General features: G+C 60.4%; 26 protein-coding genes. 12 read left to right on the forward strand and 14 right to left on the reverse strand.

Going from position 1 to position 25,807, the window contains the following annotated elements:
* Nucleotides 1-77 precede the first annotated feature (77 nt).
* Nucleotides 78-1,220: a deoxyguanosinetriphosphate triphosphohydrolase gene (locus K529_RS08890; RefSeq protein WP_005609684.1), complete on the reverse strand. Its 1,143-nt coding sequence runs from the start codon at nt 1,218-1,220 to the stop codon at nt 78-80.
* 90 nt (nt 1,221-1,310) lie between these two features.
* On the opposite strand from K529_RS08890, the gene K529_RS08895 reads away from it, so the two are divergent.
* Nucleotides 1,311-1,634 (forward strand): HesB/IscA family protein, encoded by a 324-nt coding sequence (locus K529_RS08895; RefSeq protein WP_009178672.1) that lies wholly within the window; start codon nt 1,311-1,313, stop codon nt 1,632-1,634.
* A gap of 30 nt (nt 1,635-1,664) precedes the next feature.
* Here the strand turns inward: K529_RS08895 and K529_RS08900 are convergent, their stop codons facing one another.
* From K529_RS08900 to K529_RS08910, 3 genes are all read right to left on the reverse strand, one after another.
* A complete protein-coding gene (locus tag K529_RS08900) occupies nt 1,665-2,648 on the reverse strand; it encodes a DMT family transporter (RefSeq protein ID WP_046002331.1) in 984 nt (327 codons plus the stop codon).
* Complete coding sequence (locus K529_RS08905; RefSeq protein WP_005629192.1) at nt 2,645-3,709, reverse strand: DUF6902 family protein; 1,065 nt, start codon at nt 3,707-3,709, stop codon at nt 2,645-2,647. The genes K529_RS08900 and K529_RS08905 overlap by 4 nt, the downstream gene beginning before the upstream one ends.
* 87 nt (nt 3,710-3,796) lie before the next feature.
* Complete coding sequence (locus K529_RS08910; RefSeq protein WP_005629194.1) at nt 3,797-4,012, reverse strand: DUF6749 family protein; 216 nt, start codon at nt 4,010-4,012, stop codon at nt 3,797-3,799.
* A 357-nt stretch (nt 4,013-4,369) separates the two neighbouring features.
* Between K529_RS08910 and xth the strand changes: the two genes are divergently transcribed.
* Complete coding sequence (gene xth / locus K529_RS08915; RefSeq protein WP_005629196.1) at nt 4,370-5,176, forward strand: exodeoxyribonuclease III; 807 nt, start codon at nt 4,370-4,372, stop codon at nt 5,174-5,176.
* A 171-nt stretch (nt 5,177-5,347) separates the two neighbouring features.
* Here the strand turns inward: xth and K529_RS08920 are convergent, their stop codons facing one another.
* On the reverse strand, nt 5,348-6,517 hold the full coding sequence (locus K529_RS08920; RefSeq protein ID WP_046002332.1) for an FAD-dependent monooxygenase: 1,170 nt from the start codon (nt 6,515-6,517) through the stop codon (nt 5,348-5,350).
* Nucleotides 6,518-6,611: 94 nt separating this feature from the next.
* Nucleotides 6,612-7,034, reverse strand: a complete 423-nt coding sequence (dksA, locus tag K529_RS08925; protein ID WP_005634254.1) for an RNA polymerase-binding protein DksA — start codon at nt 7,032-7,034, stop codon at nt 6,612-6,614.
* 187 nt (nt 7,035-7,221) lie between these two features.
* Here dksA and K529_RS08930 point away from each other — a divergent pair, with 187 nt between their 5' ends.
* The 4 genes from K529_RS08930 to K529_RS08940 all read left to right on the forward strand — a co-directional run bounded on the left by K529_RS08930 (nt 7,222) and on the right by K529_RS08940 (nt 11,167).
* Nucleotides 7,222-8,061 carry an AAA family ATPase gene (locus tag K529_RS08930; protein WP_005634252.1) on the forward strand — a complete coding sequence of 280 codons (840 nt, stop codon included), beginning with the start codon at nt 7,222-7,224 and terminating at the stop codon, nt 8,059-8,061.
* Between the two features lie 189 nt (nt 8,062-8,250).
* Nucleotides 8,251-9,678 (forward strand): DUF2927 domain-containing protein, encoded by a 1,428-nt coding sequence (locus K529_RS08935; RefSeq protein ID WP_052699533.1) that lies wholly within the window; start codon nt 8,251-8,253, stop codon nt 9,676-9,678.
* Nucleotides 9,679-9,794: 116 nt separating this feature from the next.
* Nucleotides 9,795-9,962: a hypothetical protein gene (locus tag K529_RS23670; RefSeq protein ID WP_046002334.1), complete on the forward strand. Its 168-nt coding sequence runs from the start codon at nt 9,795-9,797 to the stop codon at nt 9,960-9,962.
* 20 nt (nt 9,963-9,982) lie between these two features.
* Complete coding sequence (locus tag K529_RS08940; protein WP_005634448.1) at nt 9,983-11,167, forward strand: vWA domain-containing protein; 1,185 nt, start codon at nt 9,983-9,985, stop codon at nt 11,165-11,167.
* 183 nt (nt 11,168-11,350) lie between these two features.
* On the opposite strand, the gene K529_RS08945 is transcribed toward K529_RS08940, so the two are convergent.
* On the reverse strand, nt 11,351-11,623 hold the full coding sequence (locus K529_RS08945; RefSeq protein WP_005634449.1) for a hypothetical protein: 273 nt from the start codon (nt 11,621-11,623) through the stop codon (nt 11,351-11,353).
* A gap of 237 nt (nt 11,624-11,860) precedes the next feature.
* Complete coding sequence (locus K529_RS08950; protein ID WP_046002335.1) at nt 11,861-13,018, reverse strand: beta propeller repeat protein; 1,158 nt, start codon at nt 13,016-13,018, stop codon at nt 11,861-11,863.
* A 117-nt stretch (nt 13,019-13,135) separates the two neighbouring features.
* On the opposite strand from K529_RS08950, the gene K529_RS08955 reads away from it, so the two are divergent.
* Both K529_RS08955 and K529_RS08960 read left to right on the forward strand, forming a co-directional pair.
* Nucleotides 13,136-13,822, forward strand: coding sequence for a M48 family metallopeptidase (locus K529_RS08955; protein WP_005673487.1), 687 nt, complete (start codon nt 13,136-13,138; stop codon nt 13,820-13,822).
* Between the two features lie 90 nt (nt 13,823-13,912).
* Nucleotides 13,913-14,899: an LLM class flavin-dependent oxidoreductase gene (locus K529_RS08960; protein ID WP_005673485.1), complete on the forward strand. Its 987-nt coding sequence runs from the start codon at nt 13,913-13,915 to the stop codon at nt 14,897-14,899.
* A 92-nt stretch (nt 14,900-14,991) separates the two neighbouring features.
* Here the strand turns inward: K529_RS08960 and K529_RS08965 are convergent, their stop codons facing one another.
* From K529_RS08965 to K529_RS08980, 5 genes are all read right to left on the reverse strand, one after another.
* Entirely contained in the window at nt 14,992-15,534 is a 543-nt protein-coding gene (locus K529_RS08965; RefSeq protein WP_046002336.1) for an RSP_2648 family PIN domain-containing protein, read from the reverse strand.
* 10 nt (nt 15,535-15,544) lie between these two features.
* A complete protein-coding gene (locus K529_RS08970; protein WP_046002337.1) occupies nt 15,545-16,762 on the reverse strand; it encodes an RSP_2647 family RNA methyltransferase in 1,218 nt (405 codons plus the stop codon).
* 150 nt (nt 16,763-16,912) lie between these two features.
* Nucleotides 16,913-17,053: a hypothetical protein gene (locus tag K529_RS23460; protein ID WP_157859739.1), complete on the reverse strand. Its 141-nt coding sequence runs from the start codon at nt 17,051-17,053 to the stop codon at nt 16,913-16,915.
* 204 nt (nt 17,054-17,257) lie between these two features.
* Nucleotides 17,258-17,593, reverse strand: a complete 336-nt coding sequence (locus tag K529_RS08975) for a hypothetical protein (protein WP_005678588.1) — start codon at nt 17,591-17,593, stop codon at nt 17,258-17,260.
* Entirely contained in the window at nt 17,574-20,390 is a 2,817-nt protein-coding gene (locus K529_RS08980) for a [protein-PII] uridylyltransferase family protein (protein ID WP_046002338.1), read from the reverse strand. Before K529_RS08980 ends, K529_RS08975 begins: the two co-directional genes overlap by 20 nt.
* A gap of 577 nt (nt 20,391-20,967) precedes the next feature.
* On the opposite strand from K529_RS08980, the gene K529_RS08985 reads away from it, so the two are divergent.
* The 4 genes from K529_RS08985 to K529_RS09000 all read left to right on the forward strand — a co-directional run bounded on the left by K529_RS08985 (nt 20,968) and on the right by K529_RS09000 (nt 23,298).
* Entirely contained in the window at nt 20,968-21,411 is a 444-nt protein-coding gene (locus K529_RS08985; RefSeq protein WP_005624381.1) for a DUF2852 domain-containing protein, read from the forward strand.
* 77 nt (nt 21,412-21,488) lie between these two features.
* Nucleotides 21,489-21,920: an RDD family protein gene (locus K529_RS08990; RefSeq protein WP_005624379.1), complete on the forward strand. Its 432-nt coding sequence runs from the start codon at nt 21,489-21,491 to the stop codon at nt 21,918-21,920.
* A 164-nt stretch (nt 21,921-22,084) separates the two neighbouring features.
* Nucleotides 22,085-22,909: an arginyltransferase gene (locus K529_RS08995; RefSeq protein ID WP_005624377.1), complete on the forward strand. Its 825-nt coding sequence runs from the start codon at nt 22,085-22,087 to the stop codon at nt 22,907-22,909.
* Between the two features lie 5 nt (nt 22,910-22,914).
* Nucleotides 22,915-23,298 carry a VOC family protein gene (locus tag K529_RS09000; RefSeq protein ID WP_005624375.1) on the forward strand — a complete coding sequence of 128 codons (384 nt, stop codon included), beginning with the start codon at nt 22,915-22,917 and terminating at the stop codon, nt 23,296-23,298.
* 140 nt (nt 23,299-23,438) lie between these two features.
* Here the strand turns inward: K529_RS09000 and K529_RS09005 are convergent, their stop codons facing one another.
* Nucleotides 23,439-25,793 (reverse strand): TRAP transporter large permease, encoded by a 2,355-nt coding sequence (locus K529_RS09005; RefSeq protein ID WP_046002339.1) that lies wholly within the window; start codon nt 25,791-25,793, stop codon nt 23,439-23,441.
* Nucleotides 25,794-25,807: the final 14 nt, after the last annotated feature.

Consider the following 25,807-nt stretch of genomic DNA (forward strand, 5'->3'; position numbering starts at 1 on the left):
ATCTCTTCTAACCCCAAATATCCCGGAGCGCGAGGCAGAGCCTCGCATCCCCCATGGCCTCAAGAGACGTCAGAAGATCACGCCCCAAGCGCCAGCTCATCAAAAAGCTGCAGTGCAAAGCGATCCGTCATCCCGGCGATATAATCCGAGACAATCCGCGCCCGGTCCGTCTCGCTCGAAGCTTTACGGATTTCTGCGTGCCAACGCTCCGGCATCGCCATGGTGTTCTTGAGGTAATAGGCAAACAGCGCCTTCACCACTACGGCCACACGTTCGCGCACCACCATCACCGAGGGCGCGCGGTACATCCGCGTGAACATGAACGCCCGCAATTCCTTCAACTGGGCCCAGACCTCGTCCGAGAACGTGACCACCGCATGATCCAGCGCCCGGATCTCTTCGACCGATTGCGCGCCGGAGGCGGCGATCTTGGCCCTTGATGTGTCAATCACGTCGCTCACCATCACCCCAAAGAACCGGCGCAGCGCCTCATGGCGGCGGCGGCTCTTATCAAGGCCCGGATATTTTGCATCCACCTCCGCATAAGCCGGCGCAATGATCGACAGGCTGCACACATCGTCATCGTTGAACAGGCCCGCGCGCAGACCGTCATGCAAATCGTGGTGGTTATAGGCGATGTCATCCGCCAATGCCGCTACCTGTGCTTCGGCGCTGGCATGGGTGTGCAACTCCAGATCAATACCGTTATTACAGGCCGCCAGCGCCCAGGGCAGATCGCCGACCACGGGGCCGTTGTGCTTGGCAATCGCCTCCAGCGTCTCCCATGTGAGGTTCAACCCATCAAATTCGGCGTAGTGTTTTTCCAGCGCGGTCACGATGCGGATCGCCTGCGCATTGTGGTCAAAGCCGCCATAAGGCGCCATCATCTCATGCAGCGCATCCTCGCCCGTGTGGCCGAAGGGCGTATGGCCCAGATCATGCGCCAGCGCCACGGCCTCGGTGAGCTCCTGATTAAGCCCCAGCGCCCCCGCAATGGTACGCCCCACCTGCGCCACCTCGATCGAATGGGTCAGACGGGTGCGGTAATTGTCGCCCTCATGCTCGACAAAGACCTGTGTTTTGTGCTTTAGCCGCCGAAAGGCGCTGGCATGGATAATCCGGTCCCGATCCCGTTGGAACGGCGAGCGAAAACTGCTCTCCTCCTCGGAAACGGATCGCCCGCGCGAACGGTCGGGCATGGTGGCATAGGGCGCGTACATGTGTTTCTTTTCCCCGGCAAATCTTGTCGCCTCGCGCGCACCTTTCTATATTTGACCTGACGCTGCAACACGCCATCGGAGAAAACCAGCATGCAACTGCCCCCAAAAGTGACGGATCGCGCCTTTGACCGGCTCGCCGAGATCGGCGCAGCGGATCAGGGCCAGGCCCTGCGCATCGCGGTCGAAGGCGGCGGCTGCTCGGGCTTTCAATATGAAATCGCGCTCGACACGCCCAAGGCGGATGATCTCGTGCTCGAAGGCAAGGGTCAGAAAGTCGTCGTCGACGAGATCTCCCTGCCCTTTCTGGAAAACGCGGTGATCGACTTCACCGAGGAACTGATCGGTGCGCGCTTTACGATTGAGAATCCCAACGCCACCTCCAGCTGCGGCTGCGGTACGTCCTTTTCCATGTAGTCTGAGGGTTATCGCTGGCGTGCTGCGGGCTCAGCGCCCCGCACGCCACGCGCCACCGCGCCGGACACTGCGCCCTTCGGTGATGCCGCGCGCCTCAGGGCGCCCGCGGCGTCTGCTGGCGTTGGGCGTGACGACTGCGGTGGCCACCGGCACCCTGCGCGTGCCCTGCGCCTGATCCCAGACCAAAAACACCCCGGATGCCGCAACCACTGCCATCCCGAGATAGGTCGAGACAAAAGGCACTTCGCCGAAGAACAACAAGCCGATCAGGGCCATCCAGACAAATTGCAGATTAAGCAACGGCGTCACCGTGTAGGCTGGCAATTGCCTCAGCGCCAGAACCAGCAGCCAGCGCGCGCCAAACAACAATACAGCATAGGCTCCGACCCATCCGACATCCGCACCTTCCATCGGGCGCCAGACAAAGGGCAGAAAGCACATCATCACGATGCCCAGCGTCAGATTGGGGTAAAACACCTGCGCCAAGACATTGCTGTCATAGCGGCTGATATAGCGCGCCATGATGATCGACAGCGTCCCAAAGCCCACGCCACTCACCGCCAGAGCCGAACCAATGACACCGCCCACCTGCACCGTCGGGCGCATCACCAGAATACCCACGACACCCAGGCTGAGCGCCAGCCAAACGACAGGACGGATGCGTTCCTTCAGGATCACCCCGGACATCAGCGCCGCCATCAGCGGCATCAGCGCGATAAAGACAAAGACCTCCGCCAGGGCCAGATAGCGAAACGCGAGAAAAAACGACGTACAGGACAGAACGGTCGCAGCCGAACGCAGCATCATGGCCCGCGTGCAGGTGGTCCGCAATCCGTCGGGGTGCCCCTGCACCCGGCTGACAATCGCGCAAAACCCGGCAACCAGCAGACCGGAGACCGCGAACAATTGTGCCGGGGCAAATCCCCCGGCCATCATCTTTACGATCCCATCCGCAGCAGCAATCAGCCCGGTGTAGAGCAATACAGCCAACACCCCTGCGGTGATGGCATTCATGCGCTGCCCACTTGGCCGAACCGAGAGAATGTCTCAAAGAAAGGTTCGAACACTTGAGTGCTTTCTTCGGCGCGACGCAGCACGTCCCCTTCTTCGGAACTGAGCGATTGCAGCAGCGGCTCGCGCACCCGCGCCCAAGATCCGGGCGCTTGATCCAACAGGGTATAGAGTGCCATCGACATGCCTCGCAACGCACCGGGACGCCCCGGCCCTTCAATCACAACCGTACCTTTACAGTCTGCATCAGAAAAACCCGTGCGTCCAACCAGAAGTTGAAACCAGTTGCACATAAGGTAGGGATGGTAGTCATCGTGACCGACCCGCCCCGGAACGGATTGCAGGGTAAATCGCTGTGTTTGTTGCTCCAGCCAATGGCACCAATCTTGCGGCGGCCGCTCATCGCAAAACGTAAGAGCAATACAAATTTCGGCCAAAAGATCGGAATCCTGATCCAAAAACGCAATCAAACCGGCAAATAATAAGCTTTGACGCTCTGGTTCTTCCAGTTGCAGGGGCTTGCGACCATATTCTGTGAGGTAAAACACCACATGCGTGAGCTCATAAGCCGCCTTGCGATTTGGCACCGCAAAGCCTGAGGTGCGCCGCATAAAGGCGCGCAGACGGTCATCAAGCCCCTCTACATCGCGCAATTCAACGCCGCGCCGTGCCAGCAACCTGCGCGCCTCGCCCCGTTGCAGATCCGACAGCTCATGCGCGCCCACATTCTGACTGGCAATCCATTCAGCCATAACTTCGCCCCGTTGTCCTGGAACGCCCAGATCCTCGAGATCAAGGCAGATCGACAGAATAAACCGGTAATACTGACGGAAAAAATTCAGATGCCGGAGGCTGCCTTCATAAAAAGGAAGCAGTGGCTCCAGACCACCTTCAGATATATTACAATCTGTGGTTTCTAAAACATTGAGAAGCTCTGCATTTTCTTTTAACCACAATACATCCAACGGATCTCTTCGGAATGATCCAAAAGATTCCAATAACCCATACACACCGGTTCTGGCTTTATTCAGACGCGCATTGGAGAAAGAAAGTACCTGCCCCATGAATACCTCTCAGGATGTAAAGAGATTGCCTCGGTGACCCGGGGAATCCGGATCACGAGACATATTCAAATAAAGCCAAGCGAGCGCTTAGCTTTCAATGCAGGTCGAAGACACCATCTGGGTCGCGTCGCCTGCCAATGCATCCGTTGCGGAAGCAGAAATACATGTGGAACTATAAAGCGATACGTGACCGCCTTCATGTTTGCCATCGAGACATGTGGAGCTTACGAGCCCGACATTTTCACCAGCAAATGCGCCCGTTTCAACGGTAACTTCTACGACGGATTTCTTCAGTGCAACCACGGAACTTCTCCTTCTTTCCGAGCAATCAACATCTAAAAACCTGCCACCTCAAAAAAATAAAACAAGAGAATTTCAACATCCCTCAGATTTAAACGCATTCACTCTTCCTTAATTTTTATTAACATCCAATTGATTCATCAAAGCTATTTCAGTTATTCACAGAAATTACACAGATTTATTCACACGCTCAATGTTGCAAAACCAAATGATGTATACCCTTGGTTGCACAGGAAAACTTGCGGCTTCCCCCGGCGCGGGTGATTCTCTGTGACCTGCGGTGGCCCCTCAGGGTGCTGTTGCTTGCGGCACTGACGGATTTCGGCGATAGACAGGAAGACGCGCAGAACGGAGGCCGCCATGAAGATCGCCAGTTTCAACATCAACGGCATCAAGGCCCGTGTGAACGCCTTGGCCGACTGGCTTGACGAAGCCCAGCCCGACGTCGCGGTGCTGCAAGAAATCAAATCCGTTGACGAAGCCTTCCCCCGCGAAATGTTTGAAGAGCGCGGCTATAACGTGGAGACCCACGGCCAGAAGAGCTTCAACGGGGTAGCGATCCTGTCGAAACTGCCGCTGGAGGATGTGAGACGCGGCCTCCCCGGCGATGACAGTGACGAACAGGCGCGCTGGATCGAGGCCACGGTGGTGGGCAAACAAGCGATCCGCATCTGCGGCCTCTATCTGCCCAATGGCAACCCGGTCGAACTGAACGACGACGGCACGCCGGTTGCCGGCGGTAAATATGCATATAAACTAGGCTGGATGGAGCGCCTGAAGGCGCGCGCCGCAGAGTTGATGGCAGAAGAGATGCCCGCGCTGATGGCGGGTGACTATAATATCATCCCGCAGTCAGAGGATGCCAAACGCCCCGAAGCCTGGCGCGAGGACGCCCTGCACCGCCCTGAAAGCCGCGCCGCCTTTCAGCGTATCGTAAACCTTGGCTTCACCGAAGCCTTTCGCGCCCGTACCCGTGGACCCGGCCATTATACCTTTTGGGACTATCAGGCAGGGGCGTGGAATCGTGATGATGGCATCCGCATCGACCATTTCCTGCTGACACCACAGGCGGCGGACCTGCTGCGCGACTGCCAGATCGACAAAGACATTCGCGGCCGCGAGAAACCTTCTGATCACGTTCCGATCTGGGTAGATCTGGATCTCTGACACAATAATCGCGCACAGCGGGCGCCCTCCCGCCCGTCGCGGACAGCATTAAAATGCGCCCGCTCCCGTTGGGCCGAGCACCGCGCAGGCGCGCCCGAAGGGCGCGCCTGCGCGGTGCTGGTCGCTTTGGACAAAGCCCAAAGCGAAACCCCTCATCAAATTCAGGAGTGACTAGCGCGCCGTTTCGTCATGGCGATAGATCCAGTCAAACTGGCTCACCATTTTTTGCGGGGCAAGCGCCCCTGCCACACGCAAGATCTGATGAGCAGGCCAACTCAGGGGCGCGCGCAGGTGATATTTCCACGCGTTGCCATTGGCTGCCTCCACCACTTTGGCAGCGCGCGCGTGACGACGGGTCTGATAGGCTTCCAATCCCGCCTCCAAATCATCCGCCGCGGACAGGCAATCCGCCAGCGCATAGGCATCTTCCAGCGCCATATTGGCCCCTTGCGCCATAAAGGGCAGCGTTGGATGTGCCGCATCCCCCAAGAGCGCCACACCGTCACGCCCCCACACCTGCGCCACCGGATGGCGAAACAGACCCCAAAGCTTCACATCACGCACATCCGCTAGTAGCTCCGCCGCAAGGCCGCCGAACATCGCAAACGCTTGCTGCAGATTTTCGGGGTCATCCCCGTGGCTCCAGCTTTCTTCCGCCCATTGCCGCCGCTCCTGAGCCGCCACAAGATTGACCAAAGAGCCGTCTTTCAACGGATAGGCCACCAGATGCCGCCCCGGCCCCATAAAAACCTGCGCTTCTGCCGGCAGATCAAACCGGTTTGGCACCGTGGCCCGCCAAGCCACTTGGCCGGTGAACTTTGGCGCGGCTGATGAATTGAGCGTCGGCCGCACCCGGGAGTGCAGCCCGTCCGCGCCGATGACCAGATCAGCGCAGCATTTGGCCCCATTGGCCAGTTGCACCGTCGGGCGCGCGCCTGGCACCACTGAATTTACCTTTTGCAGCAAACGCACCTGCGCGCCGGAGCGGCGCACCGCATCCGCCAGCAGATTGATCAGATCGGCGCGATGCACAAAATAATAGCGCAAGTCGTGGGCGTATTGATCCAGATCGAGACGCAGCACCTCGCGCCCCTCACGGTGATGGCGCAACACCACGGCGCGGGCGCGTTGCGAGCACCACGCAAGATCATCGGCAAGGCCCATCGCCTGCAACACCGCAACTCCGTTGGGCGTGACCTGCAGACCTGCGCCAACCTCGGATATTTCCTCGGCCTGCTCCAGCACCGTCACCTGCGCCCCAAACCGTTGCAGCAGATAGGCAACCGCGAGGCCCCCAATTCCGGCGCCAATGACCGTTATCCTGATATCCTTGAAATCCATGCACCCAATGCCTGCTTGCTGAACGCAAGCTCATAACAAAAAAGCGCCGGAGCAAAAGACCCGGCGCTTTATAAACTTGTGGATGACTATAATTTTAGTCGTCGCGATGGACCTTTTCGCGCCGCTCATGCCGTTCCTGGGCCTCAAGGCTCATGGTGGCGATCGGGCGGGCGTCGAGACGTTTCAAAGAGATCGGCTCTCCGGTCACGTCACAATAGCCATATTCTCCCTCGTCGATCCGGCGGATCGCGGCGTCGATCTTGGCCACCAGCTTGCGCTGACGGTCGCGTGTGCGCAGTTCAAGAGCCCGGTCGGTCTCTTCACTTGCACGATCTGCCACGTCTGGAATGTTGCGGGTGTTTTCCTGCAGGCCCTCGATGGTATCCCGGCTTTCATCCAAAAGCTCGGCTTTCCAATTCAACAACTTGCGACGAAAATACTCCATCTGCCGTTCGTTCATAAACGGCTCGTCTTCGGCCGGGCGATAGTCCTCCGGCAGAAACACGTCCTGCTTCATTTCGGCTCCTTCGGTCTGGCCCATAATCTTGGTCTCTTCAAATTTTCCAAGCATCCTGGCTCCCCCATGCCGCAGCGTTTAATCCCAAGTGCCGCGAATGTCACTACACAATAGTTGCACGCTATGATTATACCGGACCCTGGCATACCAATTCGGCAATACTGTGACGCAACCGGAGGGAGAGTTCATGTTATTTCAGGGCACTAAGGACTATGTGGCAACCGAAGACCTGAAAGTGGCAGTCAATGCCGCCGTCACTCTGGAGCGCCCCTTGCTGGTCAAGGGGGAGCCGGGCACAGGCAAAACCGAACTCGCCAAACAGGTCGCAGACGCCCTAGGGTTGCGCATGATCGAGTGGAACGTGAAATCCACCACCCGCGCGCAGCAAGGACTTTATGAATATGATGCGGTTTCACGTCTGCGTGACAGCCAATTGGGCGAGGAACGCGTCCACGACGTGAAAAACTACATCAAGAAAGGCAAGCTCTGGGAAGCGTTTGAGGCAGACGAGAAGGTCGTTCTGCTCATCGACGAGATCGACAAGGCCGATATTGAGTTCCCCAACGACCTGCTGCAAGAACTTGATAAGATGGAGTTTCACGTCTACGAGACCGGTGAAACCATCAGGGCCAAGCACCGCCCGGTGATGATCATCACCTCTAACAATGAAAAAGAGCTGCCCGACGCTTTCCTGCGTCGCTGCTTTTTTCACTACATCCGCTTCCCCGATGCCGAGACGATGAAAAAGATCGTCGAGGTGCATCACCCCAATATCAAGCCCGACCTGCTGTCCGCCGCGCTGACGCAATTCTACGAGATCCGCGACACCCAGGGCTTGAAGAAAAAACCCTCCACCTCCGAGGTGATCGACTGGCTGAAGCTCTTGCTTGCCGAAGACCTGAGCCCCGAGGATCTGAAACGGGATGGTGCCAATGCACTGCCGAAACTCCACGGCGCGCTCCTGAAGAACGAACAGGATGTGCATCTGTTTGAGCGCCTCGCCTTCATGGCCCGTCGCGGTCGCTGAGCGCACGGCTTTTTCCCAATCGATCCGCGGCAACGGCTGCACTTGCGGTAAATTCACGACACCCGCCACCGCTCTGATGCCATTTGCTGGCAGACCTTGCGGTCCCTTCAAATTTTTGCCCAATTCTTGGTCATACTCAGTGTTTTCGCCGGGAACGTCTCCCGGTTGCTGGTGAGGCGGAACGGAAATGTGGATTTGAAACTCTATTCCTTCAGGGGAGCGCCTCAGCCTAAGCGGCGCGCAGGGGGCGCGTTGGCCCCCAAAGCGCTGCTCTTGGGCTGTGCGCTGGTGGTGGCCTGTGGCCCCGCCGATACGCCTCCGTCGCGTGCATCCGCATCGCTGGCGATGGATCTGCCGCCCATTCGCACGTTCCCGACCCGCGCCGCATCGCCGCCGCAGCGGTCCAACTCTGATATGACGCGGGATTTTCTGGATCTGAGCTTCCGGCTGGAAGGTGGCACCGAGATGCCAGTTTTTACCCGCTTTGAAACGCCTGTAACTGTCGCCATCACCGGCAAAGCGCCCGCCACCCTGCGCCCGGATCTGGAGGCGCTGTTGTCGCGCCTGCGCGATGAAGCCGGGCTCAGGATCAACTTGCGTCCCGCAAGTGATGTGCCCGCCTCCATCACAATCGAGGCCGTCAGCCGCGACCGTATTCAGCGTCTCTTGCCCCATGCGGCCTGCTTTGTGGTGCCCAATGTCAGCTCGATCGAGGAATACCGCCGCACCCGGCGCCAGCCTCAAACCGATTGGAAAAACCTGCGCAGCCGCGAACGGCTGGCAATCTTCGTGCCCAATGATGTGAACCCGCAAGAGCTGCGGGATTGTCTGCATGAGGAACTGGCGCAGGCCCTTGGGCCGCTCAATGATCTCTATCGCCTGCCGGATTCAGTCTTTAACGACGACAATGTTCATGCGGTGCTGACCGGGTTTGACATGCTGATGTTGCGCGCGACCTATGATCCGGCCCTAAAAACCGGAATGCGCCGCGCGGATGTTGCCGCCCGCCTGCCGGCGATCCTTGCGCGGCTCAATCCTGCGGGACAGCACCGGCGCTCTGCCCCATTGCCCGCAACGCCGCGTGCATGGATTGCAGCGGTGGAAACCGCATTGGGGGGATTTGCCAACCGCGCCCAACGGGTCCGCGCCGCAAACACTGCCGCGCAAATCGCGCGTGAACAAGGCTGGCAGGACCATCGCCGCGCCTTTGGGCATTTCCTGATCGGGCGCAGCCTGCAAGCCACCGCCCCGGAACAGGCCGAAGCGCATTTTCGCACTGCTCTGAACTACCTCGGCTCCGGTCCGGACACCGCGCCGCACCGCGCATTGAACCAATCGCGCCTTGCGGCCTACGCCTTGCGCGCCGGAAACACCGCACGGGCGGAACAGTTGATCGACGCCGCCTACGCGGCTGCACAAACCAGTCAGAACGCGGCTCAGATGGCGACACTTTTGTCGCTCAAGGCCCATATCGCCGAGAGCCGCGGCGACAAACGCACCGCCGCCGCCCTCAGATCAGAGAGCGCAGGCTGGGCGCTTTATGGCAATGGTGCCGATGCTCTGCCGACCCTGCCCCTGCGCGAGGTTGCCGCAGCAGACCCATCCGCGCGTCGCTGACCTTGGCACCCGGTCCAAAGCCGGGCTATATGCAGGCCAAAGACCCCTAAACGGTCGTTCCAGCCATCCCGGCCCTGCCGCTGGCCAGAACACCCCGAACTCTGGACCTGTTTATTATGATCGTCATCATCGCCCTGTTCTTCGGTGCAGCCCTTGGCGCCTTCAAGGCCCGCAAACGTGGCGGCAATCTCGCCGATATGCTGCAATACGGGGCTGTCTACGGCATGATATTTGGTATCCTCGGCCTGTTCGGCACCATCATCACCCACCGCATGCTGGTCTGACCTAAAACAACGGAGACCTCATGTTTCAGCCCTTCTTTGAGAACCTGCGCGCCGCCGCCGTTCCGGTCTCATTGCGCGAATATCTTGCGTTTCTGGAAGGGCTCAAGGCGGGTCTGGCCACCTATGACGTGGAGGCGTTTTACTATCTCGCCCGCGCGGTGATGGTCAAAGACGAGCGCAACCTCGACAAATTCGACCGCGCCTTTGCCGCCACTTTTGAAGGTCTCGACCAGATCCCCGCCTCTGCGGTGATGGAGGCCGTGGACATTCCAGAGGAGTGGCTGCGCAAGATGGCGGAGAAACATCTCTCGGCCGAGGAACGCGCCGAGATTGAAGCTCTGGGCGGCTTTGACAAACTGATGGACACCCTGAAAGAGCGCCTGAAGGAACAACAAGGCCGCCATCAAGGGGGCAACAAATGGATCGGCACTGCCGGAACCTCGCCCTTTGGCGCCTATGGCTACAACCCCGAAGGCGTGCGCATCGGCCAGAAAGAAAGCCGCCATCAGCGTGCGTTCAAGGTCTGGGACAAGCGTGAGTTCAAGAACTTAGACGGCGATGTTGAGCTGGGCACGCGCAACATCAAAGTGGCGCTCAAGCGCCTGCGCCGCTGGGTTCGCGAGGGCGCGCGCGAAGAGTTGGACCTCGACGGCACCATTCGCGCCACGGCCGAAAACGGCTATCTCGATGTGAAAACCCGGCCCGAGCGCCACAATGCCGCAAAGGTGTTGTTGTTTCTCGATGTGGGCGGGTCGATGGATCCGCATATCAAGCTGGTGGAGGAATTGTTCTCCGCGGCCCGCAGCGAGTTCAAGCATCTGGAGTACTACTATTTCCACAATTGCCTCTACGAGGGTGTGTGGCGCGACAATCGCCGCCGCTGGGATGCGCAGACGCCAACCCATGAGGTGCTTCGGACCTATGGGCCGGATTACAAATGTATTTTTGTCGGCGATGCGTCGATGTCGCCCTATGAGATCGCCTATCCCGGCGGGGCGAATGAGCACTGGAACAAGGAGGCCGGTCAGGTCTGGCTGGAGCGCGCCCGTGAGCAGTGGAGCTCGCATCTGTGGATCAATCCGGTGCCGGAGAAATACTGGGAATACACCCATTCCATCCAGATGATCCGCGAGATTTTTGAGGATCGCATGGTGCCGATGACCCTCGACGGGCTGGAGCGCGGCATGCGGGAACTGACACGTTGAATGACGTGAAAAATGCGCCTTAACACATTGTAAAGGCTCCGCTCTCTCAGATCGCAACCCGCATTTGGGGGAGCGCGAAGCCTACTGGCCCACAAAAAGTATCAGCGTTATTTCCCCAATGTTTCGCGCACGAAACAACAGGTCAGTTCTGCTGCCACATGCCCAAAGGGCACAGGGTCAATGCTATCCCCAGAGCCCCCACGCCGCCAACAGGACCACCGGCACAAAAAGCCATCCCTGCGGCAACACCCGATAGGACACCCCGCGCAAGGGCGGCACTGCGATGCCAATGCCCGCGGTCACCAGATGCCAGCACAAAAGAACCGTTTCACGCACGACCGGGATGAGCTGCTGATCCGCAGCAAGGGGCCGCGCAGATTGCCGTCCCCCAACGATCCCATGCACCAAGGTCCAGACTGCAGCCAACGCCGCCGCACTCAATAAGAAGACATTCATCGGATCAACTCCTGCTCAGTCAACAGCAGTGAACATGGGCCCGGGCAAGGGCGCTATAGGAACAAATGTCGCGGTACATTAGGTGATCGGGGAGGCTCCCGCCCCTTTCAACACAGGCAAAGCCTGCATCAAAAGCGTTGGGCCGGGCAGCGGCCGCGCCGAAGGCGCGGCCGCTGCCCCAGCGCGATTTGCAAAGCAAAGCGCAATACCTCCCTTGTGCCGCTGGCTGCACCCGGCTCAGGTGCGGTCCAGCACCTCAACCGACAGGATTGTGGGCAGGTGGCGTGCAATCTCCTGCCATTGGTCGCCTTCGTTGAAACTGGCAAAGACCGATCCGGAATTGGTGCCAAAATAGACCCCGGCCGGATCACGTCGATCGCCTGCCATGGCCTGACGCAGCACGGTGAAGAAACACCCCTCCTGCGGCAGCCCGTCACGACACGCCTGCCAGCTCTCGCCCCCATCGCGCGAGCGCCAGACCGCTGCTGCCGCATCCGGTGGAAACCGCCCAAGCATGTCGCCATTCAATGGCAGCGTCCAGATCGTGTCCCGGTCGCGGGGATGCACATGGATGGGAAATCCAAAGGTCGAAGGCAGCCCCGCGTTGATGTCTTCCCAGCTGCGGCCACCATCGCGCGACTTCCAGACCCCATGGTGATTTTGCTGATAGATCAGCTCATTCTCTCCCGGAGCACGCACCATGTTATGAACGCAATGCCCGGTCTCGCCATCGCGCGGCGCTGCGGGGTGGTCGTGATGCGCGCAACTTTCCCCATTGGACATCCGGTTGCGCCGCTCCCATGTCTCACCGCCGTCCTCGCTCGCAAAAACACCGGCAGCCGAAATCCCGCACCAAATGTGCGACGGGCGCTCCCTGTCCGTCAGGATCGTGTGCAGCACCAGTCCTGCCGCGCCCGGGTTCCAGCTGCCTGCCGAGGGATGATGGCTCAGCCCCTCAACAAGGGTCCAGCTCTCGCCGCCATCGCGGCTTTGCAACAAGGATGCAGGTTTGGTGCCCGCATAAAGCACCCCTTCCCCGATCCCGATGGACCAGATCTGCTGGAAATCACCGCCAAAGGGCAGCTCGACGGGTTCATAGCCGATCATTGCCGCAAAATCGGGATCATTCTCGGCCCAATAATCAGTAGTGCCTCGGGTGAGACGCGCGACTTGCCAGCTTTCGCCCTGATCCGATGAGCGCCAGATCCCGGCCCCATTCCACTCGCTGCCACCGCCCGCCCAGATCGTCCCGCTCTCAGCATCACCGACCACATGGTTGATCGGCCAGCCCTCACAGAACGGGCCGCGCACGTGCCACCCGGTTCGATCCTTCCCCCCGTCGATCAGAAACATACCCTTGGTCGTGCCCACCAGTACCGTGACCGTGCCATCCATGCTTCCCCCTCCCGTGACGCCAGAACTGTGCCCTAGGGTAACATGGCGCTGGCATGCGGCCCTTTAAAATTACGCGAACCGCTTGCCGCAGGGCCGAAACCCGCCCATATCAGGTTCATGCTGAGACTGACTCCCATCCTTTTGGCGGTGATCTACGGGCTGGTGATGTACCGCCTGTCTGTGTGGCGCACCCACCGCGAACTTGATGCCCGCTCGACCGAGCTGGCCGATCCGCATCTCAAACGCATGACCGACCGGCTTGCCGCCGCGCTGGAGTTGCCGCGCATCCCGGTCTACATCTATGAGATCGACCCGGTGAACGGTCTCGCCGCCCCCGATGGGCGCATCTTCATCACCCGCGGGTTTTATCGCAAGTTCCAGAACGGCGAGGTCACGGATGCGGAGCTGACAAGCGTTATCGCGCATGAGCTGGGGCATGTAGCACTAGGGCACGCCAAGAAACGGATGATCGATTTTTCTGGCCAGAACGCGCTGCGCACGGTGCTGATGATAGTGATCGGGCGCTACATTCCCATTATCGGTCCGTGGATTGCGGGTGTTCTTACCAGCCTTCTGGCGGCGCGCCTGTCGCGCGGCGATGAATACGAGGCCGACGAATATGCCGCTGCCCTGCTAACCAAGGCCGGGATCGGCGTGGAGCCGCAAAAGAGCCTGTTTCGCAAGCTGGAAGAGCTCACCAATTCCCGCGCGGGCATGGCCCCCGCATGGCTCATGAGCCACCCCAAGACGGATGAGCGCATTGCCGCGCTTGAACGTCTCGAAGGCAAATGGACCAACGCCTGACAAACGGACCGCTTAAATAATTCCGCGCCTGCCCCTTGTTCCGCCCAAAGGGCATCCCCACCTAAACCTTCCTGCAAGGAGAAGGTTTTCATGCGCTATTCCGTCCTCGACCTCGCCCCGGTGCCAGAAGGATCCACCACCGCTCAGGCGCTTGCCAATAGTGCCGATCTGGCGCAACACGCCGAGCGTTGGGGCTATCACCGCTACTGGCTGGCGGAGCATCACAATATGCCCGGTATCGCCAGTGCCGCAACGGCGGTGATGATCGGCCATATCGCGCAGGCGACCTCCACCATGCGCATCGGAGCGGGGGGTATCATGCTGCCCAATCACGCGCCTTACATGGTGGCAGAGGCCTTTGGCACTTTGGCCGAGATCCATGGCCCAAGGATCGACCTTGGTTTGGGGCGCGCACCGGGCACCGATATGGCGGCGATGCGTGCGATGCGACGCGGGTTGCAGGACTCCGGGGATCGCTTTCCACAGGACGTTCAGGAATTGATCTCTTATTTCGGGCCGCAGCGTGACGGCAGCGCTCTGCGCGCGATCCCCGGAGAGAACACGCAGGTGCCGGTCTGGATGCTGGGGTCAAGCCTTTACGGCGCGCAGCTTGCGGCGACATTGGGGCTGCCCTACGCGTTTGCCTCGCATTTTGCGCCGCAAGCGCTGGAGCAGGCTTTTGAAGTCTATCGCCGCCAGTTCCGCCCCTCGCCGAACCTCGCCGAACCCCATGCAATGCTGGCGATCAACGTCTTTGCCGCCGAGAGTGATGCCGAGGGCGAGCGGCTGCGCACCACCATGCAACAGGCTTTTGCCCGCCTGCGTCTGGGCATGCCCGGCAAGCTGCCCGCACCGGTGGATGATATCGCGGATGTGATGGCGCCGGAGATCCTGGCCGGAGTCAATCAGGCGCTGACCATATCGGCGACGGGATCAAAAGAGACGGTGCGCGGAGATCTTGCGCGACTGATCGAAACCTATCAGCCGGATGAGGTGATCCTGACCGGGCAGATCCACGATCACGACGCGCGGCTGCGCTCCTTCGAGATCGCAGCAGAGATTTTGGGGAACAGCTAACAAAGGACAGCCCCCGAGCTTGGGTGGGGGTAAAGCCCCCTCCCATGGGGAGGGTCGGGGGCTGTCCGACCTCTCGGTCGGACGTGGCCTTGTTATTGACCCAAAGCCTTGGCAACCCGTGGCAAGCGCGCCTTTTTCAACAGCGCCCGCATCTGCCAGACCTCGCCGGACAGCCGGTTCGCCTCTGCCAGAACCGCCTGCCCCACGGCTTCGATACCTTGGGGATCGTTCAGCCAGCAGTCATAGAGCAGCTCATCCGGCGCACTGCGCGTCAGCCCCTCCTCCGCCAACGTCTGGCGGGGAAAGTCCTTTGCGTTGACGGTCACGATCCCATCCGCATGGCCCGCAATCGCAGCAGCAAGCACGTGAATGTCATTCTCATCTGGCAACCACAGACGCGCCTCAAGGCCCGAATTGGCCGCAACCGCCGCCTTTGGCCAGCCCGCATTCAACAGCGCGATCTCGGCCTTGGCCTGCGCCGCACCGGTGGGGCCAAGTTTGACCGCTGCCCGTTCCCATTCGCCCAAAATACGCGCCGACCAGAGCGGCACAAAATGCCCCGCCCGCGCTGCCCCCAACAGCATTTCGCGCATCACCGTCGGGTAGAGCACACAGGTGTCCAGCAGCAGCTTCACAGGCAAACCCTCAATCGAGGCGGAAGAACACGGCCTTCAGATAGCCGCTCTCGGCCAGTTGCGGCATCTGCGGATGATCCGCGCCGGCATAGCCCGTGTGCAAGAGCTGCCCGCGCCGCCCGCCCTTGCCGATCCCGCGCGCCGAAGCATTGCGGAACCGGGTCAGATCCGCCGCATGAGAGCAGGAACACAGACCCAGATATCCGCCGGGCTTCACCAAGGGGGCCGCCAGCTTTGCCACCCGCTCATAGGCGCGCAATCCCGCCTCAAGCGCTTGTTTTGAGGGCGCAAATGCGGGTGGATCGCAGACCACCACATCAAACTGCGCGCCCTCCGCGCCAAGTGCCGCCAGCACGTCAAAGGCATCGCCTTGACGGGCTTCAAACCTGTCGCCGTGGCCGGAGGCCGCGGCGCCCGCTGTCGCAAGATCAAGCGCGGCAGCAGAACCGTCGACGCAGGTCGCATGCCCCGCGCCCGCCGCCAGCATCGCCAGACCAAAGCCCCCCACGTGGGAGAACACATCCAGCACCCGTGCGCCCGGTGCCACCAGACGCGCGGCAAAGGCGTGGTTGTCGCGCTGGTCATAAAACAGGCCGGTCTTCTGCCCGCCCGTCAGATCCGCCATATAGGTGGCGCCGTTCATCTCAACCGGCACGGGTGCCTCGGGTGCCGCGCCTTTCAGCACTGCGTTCTGATCGTCCAGCCCCTCAAGCCCACGGGTGCGCCCGGAGGCGTTTTTCAGGATCACTGTGCAGCCAGTGACTTCGCCCAGCGCCTGCGCCAAAGCCTCCAGATGGGCCTCTGCCCAAGCCGCATTGGGTTGCATCACGCATGTGTCGCCAAAACGGTCGATCACCACGCCGGGCAAACCATCGGCTTCGGCGTGCACCAGACGATAGAACGGCGCATCATAAAGCTGGGCGCGCAATTCCTGCGCCCGCGACAGGCGCGCGGCACACCACGCCACATCAATCTGTGCGTCTGGGTTGCGGTCCAGCATCCGGGCGATGATCTTGCTTTCGGGGTTTACGGCCACCAGCCCAAGGCTGCGGCCTGCCTCATCCTCCAGCACCGCGAGGCTGCCGGGCGCGAGTTTCTTGGTGCGCCGGTCGGTCACCAGTTCGTTGGCATAGACCCAAGGAAAGCCGTGGCGGATCGCGCGGGCATTGGATTTGGGCTTCATCTTCACGCGCGGGCGTGTGGGCGGGGTCAGGGATGCATCTGTCATGGCTCCACATACCCCGAGTCCCTGCCCGCCCCAAGTGAGAAAACGAAGGCGCGCGGCGATGATTTCACCGCCGATGTCGCCACGCCCTCGGACGGGATGCCGGGCGTGGCAGGTTCAGCTATCGGTGTCGCTATTCGGCCTGCGCGAGGATTACCCTGGAAACCGAGCAATCGCAGGAGCGATATAGGTCAGTGGTTCAGAAAATGCGTTTCGCGTGGGTTGATCCGTTGCGGTACAAGCGGTCAGGATCAATCCCAGAATGCCTGCTGCAACGACAGATGTGATACGCACGATAACCTCCTTTGGGGGCACGATAGGCCCGAACTGTTTACACTGCCCTTCTGAGCGCGAAACAGGGCAGAAATCTGGCGCAATGCGTACATTTTAAGGAGTTGTTAACTATGTTTGAGGGCGTCTACTCAGCCACGGGGCGCCGCCGCAGTATGGCGCAGCAGATCTTGGCGAGAGGCGGCCATTGCGCCTGTTGGGATTGGATCAGCTCTCGCCGTTTTGTCCAGAGCTTTGCCCAGAACCGAGATCCGTCAGCGGTTCACGCGGGCGCGAGCGCCAGCCACCGCGCCGCTTGGGCCGCGCACCACCGCTCAGGCCATCGCACAACACCTGCGTCATCGGATGATCGGGAAACTGCGGCCCATATTGCGCCAAGAGCGTTGAAAGCGCCGCATCGGTGTCAAAATCCATCGGCGCAGAAAGTGCCCAATCCAGAAAGATGCTCCGGCATTGCGAGGCATCAAGCCCCTCTATCCGGTAGGCCTCGCGAAACAGCCCCTTGGGGTCCAGAGATGCGGGCTCAGCTGAGGGTTTCGTCATGATTTTCGTCCTTCATCTCAGCCTCTGGGCCAACCGCTGCGTCGATGCAATCAGCGGCCTGTGCATAGGCGTGTTCCAGCGCTTGTTGCAGGCTGGCGATACCGTCAAAGCCGGTGCTGCGCTGCAGGAAGGCCGCCCCTCCCTCACCGCGCACCGCGCCATCTGATCCTTTGCCCGCAATCAGCCGCGCAGCACTTTGTACGGACCAATATAGATCATAGGCCGCGCGCAGGTTTTGCGCCTGCGCGTCACTTAACCAACCGCTGGCGACACCGGCCATCAGACCATCAACGACCGAGCGCGTGGGTTGCCCCGCCAAAAGCGTTCCCGCCTGTGCTGCCAGTTCAATATCGAGCATCCGGCCCGGCCCGGTTTTCGCGTCCCATGGCCCATCGGGTGACTTTGCAGCCGCAAGCCTGCGGCGCATTTCGGCCACCTCTTGCAGCACCACCTGTCGGTTGCGCGGACGGGCGAGGAAATCGCAGCGGAATTTTTCCAGATCCCGCGCGAGTGTGTCCTCGCCGGCCACCACACGCGCCCGTGTCAGCGCCAGATGCTCCCAGACCCAAGCGTCGTTTTCCTGATACTGGGTAAAGCTTTGCCAACTGGTGGCCACCGGCCCCTGATTGCCGGAGGGACGCAGGCGCATGTCCACTTCGTAGAGACGCCCCTGCGCCATGGGGGCGGTCAGGGCTGTGACCATCGCCTGAGTGAGGCGGGCATAATAGGGGCGCACCGCCAGCGGGCGTTTGCCATCGGACATTTCATCATCAAGCGGGTCGTAGATCATGATCAGATCCAGATCCGAGCTCGCCGTGAGCCGCCCTGCCCCCAGCGACCCCATCCCGAGGATCACGCAGCCGCGCCCCGGCATCGGCCCGTGTTTGGCGGCAAATTGCGCTGAAACCTTGGGGAGCAAGCCAATGATCACCGCATCTGCAATATCCGCATAGTGCTGACCGGCGGTTTCGGCATCGATCAGACCGCGCAGGTGATGCACCCCGGTGCGAAAGTGCCATTCACGGTGCCAGCGTCGGGTCAGGTCGAGCTGGCGTTCATAATCGCTTTCACTGTCCAAGGCGTCCCTGAGTTCCGCAATCAGCGCGTCACGTCCGGGCCAGTCGGCAAAAAAGCCGCCATCGAGCACCGCATCAAACACCGAAGAATTGCGTGACAGGTAATTGGCGAGCGCGGGCGAGGTGCCAACAATATCGACCAGCAGATCAATCAGTTGCGGGTTGGCCTCAAAGAGGGAAAACAGCTGCACCCCGGCGGGCATCCCGGCCAGAAACCCATCCAGCGCCAAAAGCGCTTCGCCCGGATTGGCGGTGCGCGACAGGCGGCTCAGCAGTTCCGGTTTCAGACGTTCAAAAATCCGCGCACCGCGATCAGAGCGCAGCGCCGGATAGCTGGGCCAGCGCGCAATCACCGATTGGTCGAGATCCTCCGGCAACGGCTCTGCCGGTTTGGCGCTGGTGCCGGGCGCAAAGAAATCCTCGGTCAGACGGTGCACCTCTTCCAGCCGTGCGCGCAGATCGGCAATAAAGGCCTCCGGCTCCACGTCCATCAGGCAGGCCACGCGCGACAGACCTTCCTCGGAGGTGGGCATGCGGTGGGTCTGGGCGTCATGGACCATCTGGATGCGATGCTCGATCTCGCGGTGGTCGCGGTAGTGACGCGCCAGCGTGTCGGACACCTCCGCCGAGATCCACTCGGCGCGCGATAGCGCCTGCAACCCTTCGACCGTGCCACGCACCCGCAGCGACGGATCGCGCCCCCCGGCAATGAGCTGGCGGGTCTGGGTGAAGAACTCAATCTCGCGAATACCGCCGCGCCCGAGCTTCATATCGTGCCCCAGAACCGTGATCGGGCCACCGGTGCCTTTGTTCTCGCGGATACGCAGGCGCATGTTGTGAGCGTCTTCGATGGCGGCGAAATCCAGATGCCGCCGCCACACGAAGGGCGTCAACGTCTTGAGGAACTTCTCGCCCGCCGCGATATCCCCCGCACATGTGCGCGCCTTGATATAGGCGGCGCGCTCCCAAGTGCGGCCAAGGCTCTCGTAATACTGTTCCGCCGCCGCCATCGCCAGCGCCACCGGCGTCACGGAAGGGTCCGGGCGCAGCCTGAGATCGGTGCGGAAGACATAGCCCTCGGCGGTGCGGTCATTCAGCGCCGCGCTCATATTACGGGTGGCGCGCACCATGGCCTGACGGGCCTCAAGGAAATCATCCCGTTCAAACCGGGTTTCATCAAAGAGGCAGATGAGATCGATGTCAGAGCTGTAGTTCAGCTCATACGCCCCCATCTTGCCCATGGCAAAGACACTCATCCCGCCTGCACTGGCGATGTCGTCTTCGCTCATCCCCGGCAATTTGCGCCGTTTGATCAGCAGCGCGATTTCCGCTTTCAGCGCCACATCCACCGCCAATTCGCCAAACCGGGTGAGCGTGCCGGTGACCTCTTCAAGCGGCCAATGGCCCGAAAGATCGCACAATGCACAAAGCAGCGCGATCCGGCGTTTGCCCGCGCGCAGCACGGATTTCACCTGATCCGGGGCAGAGGCGCGGCAGGTTTGAAACACCGCATCGCGCGCGCCTTCCGGATCAGACAGGGCCGCCTCGATCCAGTCCCGCTCAGAACGGATCAAGGTTTGCAGATAAGGGCTGCTGCCCGCCGTGCCGCCCAGTAGCGCCTGCCACTCGGAGGGCAGATGGCCATGATCAGACAGCACCTCGGTGCTGATTGAGGAATCATAAGGGCGCGGGCAGCGGTGAACCTGAAGCGAATGAGACATGGCGCGAGACTGTGACCCCCGCCCTTGGGCGTCAATCCCCAAACACCGCGCAACCGGCTCTGTTCCGGTGGAATTCTTCGACGCAGCCCAAAAATCGGTAAGGTCTGAAACAAATGGTGACGGCGCTTACCATTTCAGACCTTCCACAAATCGCAAAACTGCGATAACATTATTTCGTGGTCACGTTCCCGTTTCGGGGACCGAGTGATGCAGGTAATGAGTTGCCCGCCCGTTCAGACCCGCTCTGACGGGCGCCCGGAGTGAACCGGGCCACCGGGCGTTTTTTGAGTACACATGGTTTTGGGAGCGTGGCCGCACCCTGCACCTTTTGCTCAATCCTTCATATGATGCCCTTCATATGGTGTCCTCGGCGCAAGCAATGGGGCGCGCATGGTTGCATTTGCCCGATAAAATCTCACAAAATACGAGCCGCCATCAGAGATTATCTCCACAAAATCAGCACCTTCATAAGTAAATGTGAAAAACATTTACATACACCCTTGAAGGGCACTCCCCTGCTGCACATATCGGTGATGTAAATGAAGTTCACATTCACCCCAACGCCGTGGAGAACCTGATGACAAGTTACACGACCAACCTGCCGCCGACCCCGCATCAGGGGTGGCTTGCCAAAAGCGAAGCCTGGCTCGACTCAAAAGGAAAAGGCGCATGGATCGCGACAATGGTCCTTGGCTTCATTTTCTTCTGGCCTGTCGGTCTTGCAATCCTCGCCTATATGATCTGGAGCAAACGTATGTTCAAATCCTCCTGCCGCCGCCGTTCGACCCACATGCATCGTGGCTTTCACGCCATGAAATCCAGTGGTAACAGCGCCTTTGACGCCTATAAGGCCGACACGCTGGCGCGTCTGGAGCAGGAACAGACCGACTTTGAGGCGTTCCTCGCCCGGCTGCGCGCCGCCAAGGACAAGGCAGAGTTCGACCAGTTCATGGACGAACGCGCCACCCGCCCCGATGAGGGCGACGCAGACGAAGACGCCCCGCGTCCGTCTCAGGCCTAAGACGCCTTCTCTGCCCGGCTCACTCCGGGCAGAGTCCCTATTTTGAGATAGTATCGACAACCCCGCAGGAGCCCCGAATGACCGCCCTCCCCGATCCAGACATGCAGGCCGAGTTTTACTCCGGTGTCACCGCCAAACGCCTGTTTGCCTTCCTGATCGACTCTGTGTTGATCTTCGCCATCGCGGCGGTGATCGTGCCCTTCACGGCCTTTCTCGGCCTTCTGGTCTGGCCTATGCTCTACCTGACCGTTGGCTTCATCTACCGGGTGGCGACGCTGGCCAATGGCTCCGCCACATTGGGTATGCGCTTTTGCGGTATTGAGCTGCGCGAGCACTCCGGCGCGCGGCTGGACGGCGGCAGCGCCCTGTTGCACACGGTTGGCTATACGGTCTCCATGGCGGTGCCGATCCTGCAAATCATCTCGATCCTGTTGATGCTGACCACTGCACGCGGTCAGGGTCTGAGCGACCATATGCTTGGCACCGTGATGCTAAAGCGGCGCGCATAAGCGCGCGCTGCCATCCCGACGCACAGCCGCGTTAATCCAATTTGCACATGGAGGCTTGTCAGCCACGGGGCGGTTGTTATCATCAAAGATCAAACCACATTGATGTCGGACCGTCTGCACTGGACGGTCCTTCACGTCTTTAATGAGAGCCGCTGACCCCACATATGCGCCACACGCTTCCCATTGCTCCTCAGTTTTACGTGACTGCGCCGCAGCCCTGCCCCTATCTCGAAGGGCGCATGGAGCGAAAGCTGTTCACATCATTGCAGGGCGATGGGGTGGAGCAGTTGAACAACTCTCTGAGCCAGCAAGGCTTCCGGCGCTCGCAGAATGTCCTTTATCGGCCGTCCTGCTCTGATTGCTCCGCCTGCATGTCGGCCCGGATCAATGTGGCAGAGTTCACCCCCACCCGCAGCCAGCGCAAGACCCTGAACCGCAGCCGCCATCTGGACCGCCGCGCCACGTCCCCTTGGGCGACAGAGGATCAATACGCGCTGTTTCGCGACTATCTGGACCAGCGCCACGCCGATGGCGGCATGGCGGATATGGATGTGTTTGAATATGCAGCCATGGTCGAGGAAACCCCGATCCGTACACGGGTGGTGGAATACACCGACCCGGAGACCAATGCGCTGACTGCCGTGGCGCTCACCGATGTGCTCGAGGACGGTCTGAGCATGGTCTATTCCTTCTATACACCGGATTTGCCGCAGAACTCGCTTGGCACCTTTATGGTGCTTGATCATATCGAGATCGCGCGCGAGGCGGGCCTGCCTTATGTCTATCTGGGCTACTGGGTGCCCGGCAGCCAGAAGATGGGCTATAAGGCCAAATTCTCAGGCCTTGAGGTCTATTTTGGCGGCGAATGGGTGCCACTCAAAGATCCGGAGAGCTTTGCTGCCGAAGAACACCCGCTCTCGACCGCCCCCGTGGCGGAACAAGTGGCCAATATCCAACTGCCCCAAGGCAAACACCCCTCCAAGAGGTAACTTTCGTGCAATATCTTCACGCTGTCGCCCTTGTCGTACCCGATTACGACGAGGCCATCGCCTTTTACTGCAACACTCTGGGCTGGCAGATGGCCGAAGATGTGGATCAGGGACATAAACGCTGGGTGCGCATCCTGCCTCCCGGCGCATCACAGGGCAGCCTGATCCTCGCCCGCGCCGAAGGCGACGCACAACAATCCGCCATCGGCGATCAGTTCGGCGGCCGCGTTGGCCTGTTTCTCGCCACCAATGATTTTGAACGCGACCACCGCGCGATGCAGGCTGCAGGCGTTGCCTTCGAAGAAGCCCCCCGCCATGAACCCTATGGCACTGTTGCCGTCTGGCGTGATCCTTTTGGGAACCGCTGGGACCTCATTCAGTTCACCTGACCCCATAGCTCTTCTAACCCCAAATATCCCGGGGTGAATTGGCCGAATGGCCAAGAGGGGCCGCGCCCCTCACATCTCACACAAATGCAAAAGGCCCCGCAATCGCGGGGCCTTTTTCCGATTTACAGCTATGCGCTGGATCAGTTCGGGATCAGCGCCGGGACAATGGTCACAATTGCCGGGAAGAACCACAGGATCGCAAGCCCCAGCACCTGGATCAGCACGAAGGGCAAAACCCCGCGATAGATATGACCCGTGGTGACCTCCCGAGGTGCCACCCCGCGCAGATAGAACAGCGCAAAGCCAAAGGGCGGCGTCAGGAAGGATGTCTGCAGGTTCACCGCCACCATGATCGTCACCCATTTGGGATCAAACGAGCCGCCATAGATCACCGGCCCGACAATGGGGATCACGATGTAGATGATCTCCAGAAAATCGAGCACAAAGCCGAGGATAAACAAGACGATCATCACGATGAGGAACACCGTCAGCTCATTGTCAAAGCTCTTCAGGAACTGCTGGATATAGTGTTCGCCCCCAAAGGAGATCACCACGAGATTCAACAGCTGCGAGCCGATCAGGATGGTGAACACCATCGAGGTGACCTTGGCCGTTTCGCGCACGATCGGCGTCATCACCCCGCCCCGGAACAGCACCCAGATCCCGTAGAGCAGACCAAAGAGCGCAAACAGATAGCAGCCATAGGCAAAGAAGAACGCCGCATAGCTTTCTGCCGGAACCACGTCCTGATTGATGCGCAGATCGAAATTCACGCCGGTCAGGATCGCAAGGATCACCGCAAAGGTGGCCCAGATGATGATATTGCCGGATTGGCCCTCGTCTTTCAGGCGACGGTAGGCCGCCAGCATGATTGCACCCCCTGCCCCAAGCGCCGCAGCCGGCGTCGGATTGGTGATCCCACCCAGGATCGAGCCCAGCACCGCGACGATCAGAACCAGCGGCGGGAACACCACCCGGATCAGATCATTGCGGGCACAGCGCGCCGCCGCTTCCTTGCAGCCGTAAAGCGCAAGCAATGCCGGCAGCAAGATCCACGCAACCGTGGCCGAGGCCGAGGTCGTTGGTGCAATCGCCAGCACATCCACCAGCGCCAGCAGCAAGAGGCCAATGGCCCCGAGGATCAGCGGCTTGGCATCGCGCGAGGGTGCCACCCCACGGCCCACAGCCAGCGTCAGACCCAAGAGCACGATGATCGTCGCAATCCCGGTACCGATAGGCGCGGCATTGTCGATCTTCTGGGCCAGCGCGGTGGCCAGCTCTTCTTCCGAGAGCTTATGCGCCTCTTCTACGCCACCAGCGGCGTCGATTTCGGCTTGTTCGGCCACAGCCGCATCCCATGCGGACTGACCGTGCAGGTCGATCATCGCAGCCTGACAGTCTGGCCCCACATTGGTGCGCAGGCTCGCAGTCTGCCCCGCATCGGAAAAGGCCGATACGGTGATGTTCTGGCTGCCCACCAAGTTCACGCTGCTCAGAAGCACGGTGCCGACAATCAAAGCCGCCGGAACGCCGAGGAACCATGTCAGGCTCTCGCCTCGGGTGATCGGCTCCTCATTGGCCGCACCCATCTGCACCGCAGGTGCTTTTTCTGGGTTCAACAGCGCATAGCCAAAGGCATAAAGCGCATAGAGAAGGGCAAGCATGATGCCCGGCAGCAAAGCCGCCTGAAACAGCGTGCCAACGGAAACAACCGCAGGTTCCCCCAGATAGGTCAGCGCATCGGAACAGCCCGCTTCCTGTGCGCGGTTTTCCTGCGCGGTGGAATAGAGGTCACCGGCCAGCGTGCCCAGAAGCACGATCACGATGGAGGGCGGAATGATCTGCCCCAAGGTGCCTGACGCCGCGATCACACCCGTCGCCAGTTCCGGCGAGTAGTTGTTGCGCAGCATGGTCGGCAGGGCCAAGAGGCCCATGGTCACAACGGTCGCGCCCACGATCCCGGTGGAGGCTGCAAGAAATGCGCCCACAACCACGATGGACACGGCCAGACCGCCCGGAAGCGGGCCAAAGACGCGCGCCATGGTGGTCAGCAGATCGTTTGCGATCTTGGAGCGTTCAAGCGTGATGCCCATCAGGACGAACATCAACACCGCCAGCAGCGTTTCAATGGAAGCGCCTGCCAGAACCCGCTCGTTGATCCGGTTCACAATGAAGGACACGTTGCGGTCCATCGCAACTTCCCAGCCCTGCGGGAACACGGGTTCGCCGATCCGTGGCAACTCCGGGTATCGGAACACGGAAATCACATCCGGTTTCACGCCGGAATTGACAATATCGCGGTAGGCCTGACTGGAGGTGTCAATGGCCTGATGGATCAGCAGACCGGCACTGTCCAGTGCGGCGATGATCCCAAAGGAGATGACCCCGGCGCCCCCGATGGCAAAGGCCACCGGAAAGCCCGAGAGAATGCCCCCGAAGAGGCAGAGAAAGACGATGATCAGGCCGATTTCGACGCCATCAAGTCCGAATAGCATGGGTGCTGTCCCTT

The organism is Tritonibacter mobilis F1926 (assembly GCF_000376545.2).
GTDB lineage: Bacteria > Pseudomonadota > Alphaproteobacteria > Rhodobacterales > Rhodobacteraceae > Epibacterium > Epibacterium mobile.

Bases quoted from the DNA above. Each gene is read 5' to 3' on its own strand.
- K529_RS08990 (WP_005624379.1), top strand. From the start codon at position 21,489: ATGACCGCCCTCCCCGATCCAGACATGCAGGCCGAGTTTTACTCCGGT.
- K529_RS08970 (WP_046002337.1), bottom strand. From the start codon at position 16,762: ATGACAGATGCATCCCTGACCCCGCCCACACGCCCGCGCGTGAAGATG.
- K529_RS08940 (WP_005634448.1), top strand. From the start codon at position 9,983: ATGTTTCAGCCCTTCTTTGAGAACCTGCGCGCCGCCGCCGTTCCGGTC.
- K529_RS23670 (WP_046002334.1), top strand. From the start codon at position 9,795: ATGATCGTCATCATCGCCCTGTTCTTCGGTGCAGCCCTTGGCGCCTTC.
- K529_RS08950 (WP_046002335.1), bottom strand. From the start codon at position 13,018: ATGGATGGCACGGTCACGGTACTGGTGGGCACGACCAAGGGTATGTTT.
- K529_RS08945 (WP_005634449.1), bottom strand. From the start codon at position 11,623: ATGAATGTCTTCTTATTGAGTGCGGCGGCGTTGGCTGCAGTCTGGACC.
- dksA (WP_005634254.1), bottom strand. From the start codon at position 7,034: ATGAAGCAGGACGTGTTTCTGCCGGAGGACTATCGCCCGGCCGAAGAC.
- K529_RS09005 (WP_046002339.1), bottom strand. From the start codon at position 25,793: ATGCTATTCGGACTTGATGGCGTCGAAATCGGCCTGATCATCGTCTTT.
- K529_RS08900 (WP_046002331.1), bottom strand. From the start codon at position 2,648: ATGAATGCCATCACCGCAGGGGTGTTGGCTGTATTGCTCTACACCGGG.
- K529_RS08930 (WP_005634252.1), top strand. From the start codon at position 7,222: ATGTTATTTCAGGGCACTAAGGACTATGTGGCAACCGAAGACCTGAAA.
- K529_RS08985 (WP_005624381.1), top strand. From the start codon at position 20,968: ATGACAAGTTACACGACCAACCTGCCGCCGACCCCGCATCAGGGGTGG.
- K529_RS08960 (WP_005673485.1), top strand. From the start codon at position 13,913: ATGCGCTATTCCGTCCTCGACCTCGCCCCGGTGCCAGAAGGATCCACC.
- K529_RS08980 (WP_046002338.1), bottom strand. From the start codon at position 20,390: ATGTCTCATTCGCTTCAGGTTCACCGCTGCCCGCGCCCTTATGATTCC.
- K529_RS08905 (WP_005629192.1), bottom strand. From the start codon at position 3,709: ATGGGGCAGGTACTTTCTTTCTCCAATGCGCGTCTGAATAAAGCCAGA.
- xth (WP_005629196.1), top strand. From the start codon at position 4,370: ATGAAGATCGCCAGTTTCAACATCAACGGCATCAAGGCCCGTGTGAAC.
- K529_RS08890 (WP_005609684.1), bottom strand. From the start codon at position 1,220: ATGTACGCGCCCTATGCCACCATGCCCGACCGTTCGCGCGGGCGATCC.
- K529_RS08920 (WP_046002332.1), bottom strand. From the start codon at position 6,517: ATGGATTTCAAGGATATCAGGATAACGGTCATTGGCGCCGGAATTGGG.
- K529_RS08895 (WP_009178672.1), top strand. From the start codon at position 1,311: ATGCAACTGCCCCCAAAAGTGACGGATCGCGCCTTTGACCGGCTCGCC.
- K529_RS08995 (WP_005624377.1), top strand. From the start codon at position 22,085: ATGCGCCACACGCTTCCCATTGCTCCTCAGTTTTACGTGACTGCGCCG.
- K529_RS08975 (WP_005678588.1), bottom strand. From the start codon at position 17,593: ATGACGAAACCCTCAGCTGAGCCCGCATCTCTGGACCCCAAGGGGCTG.
- K529_RS08955 (WP_005673487.1), top strand. From the start codon at position 13,136: ATGCTGAGACTGACTCCCATCCTTTTGGCGGTGATCTACGGGCTGGTG.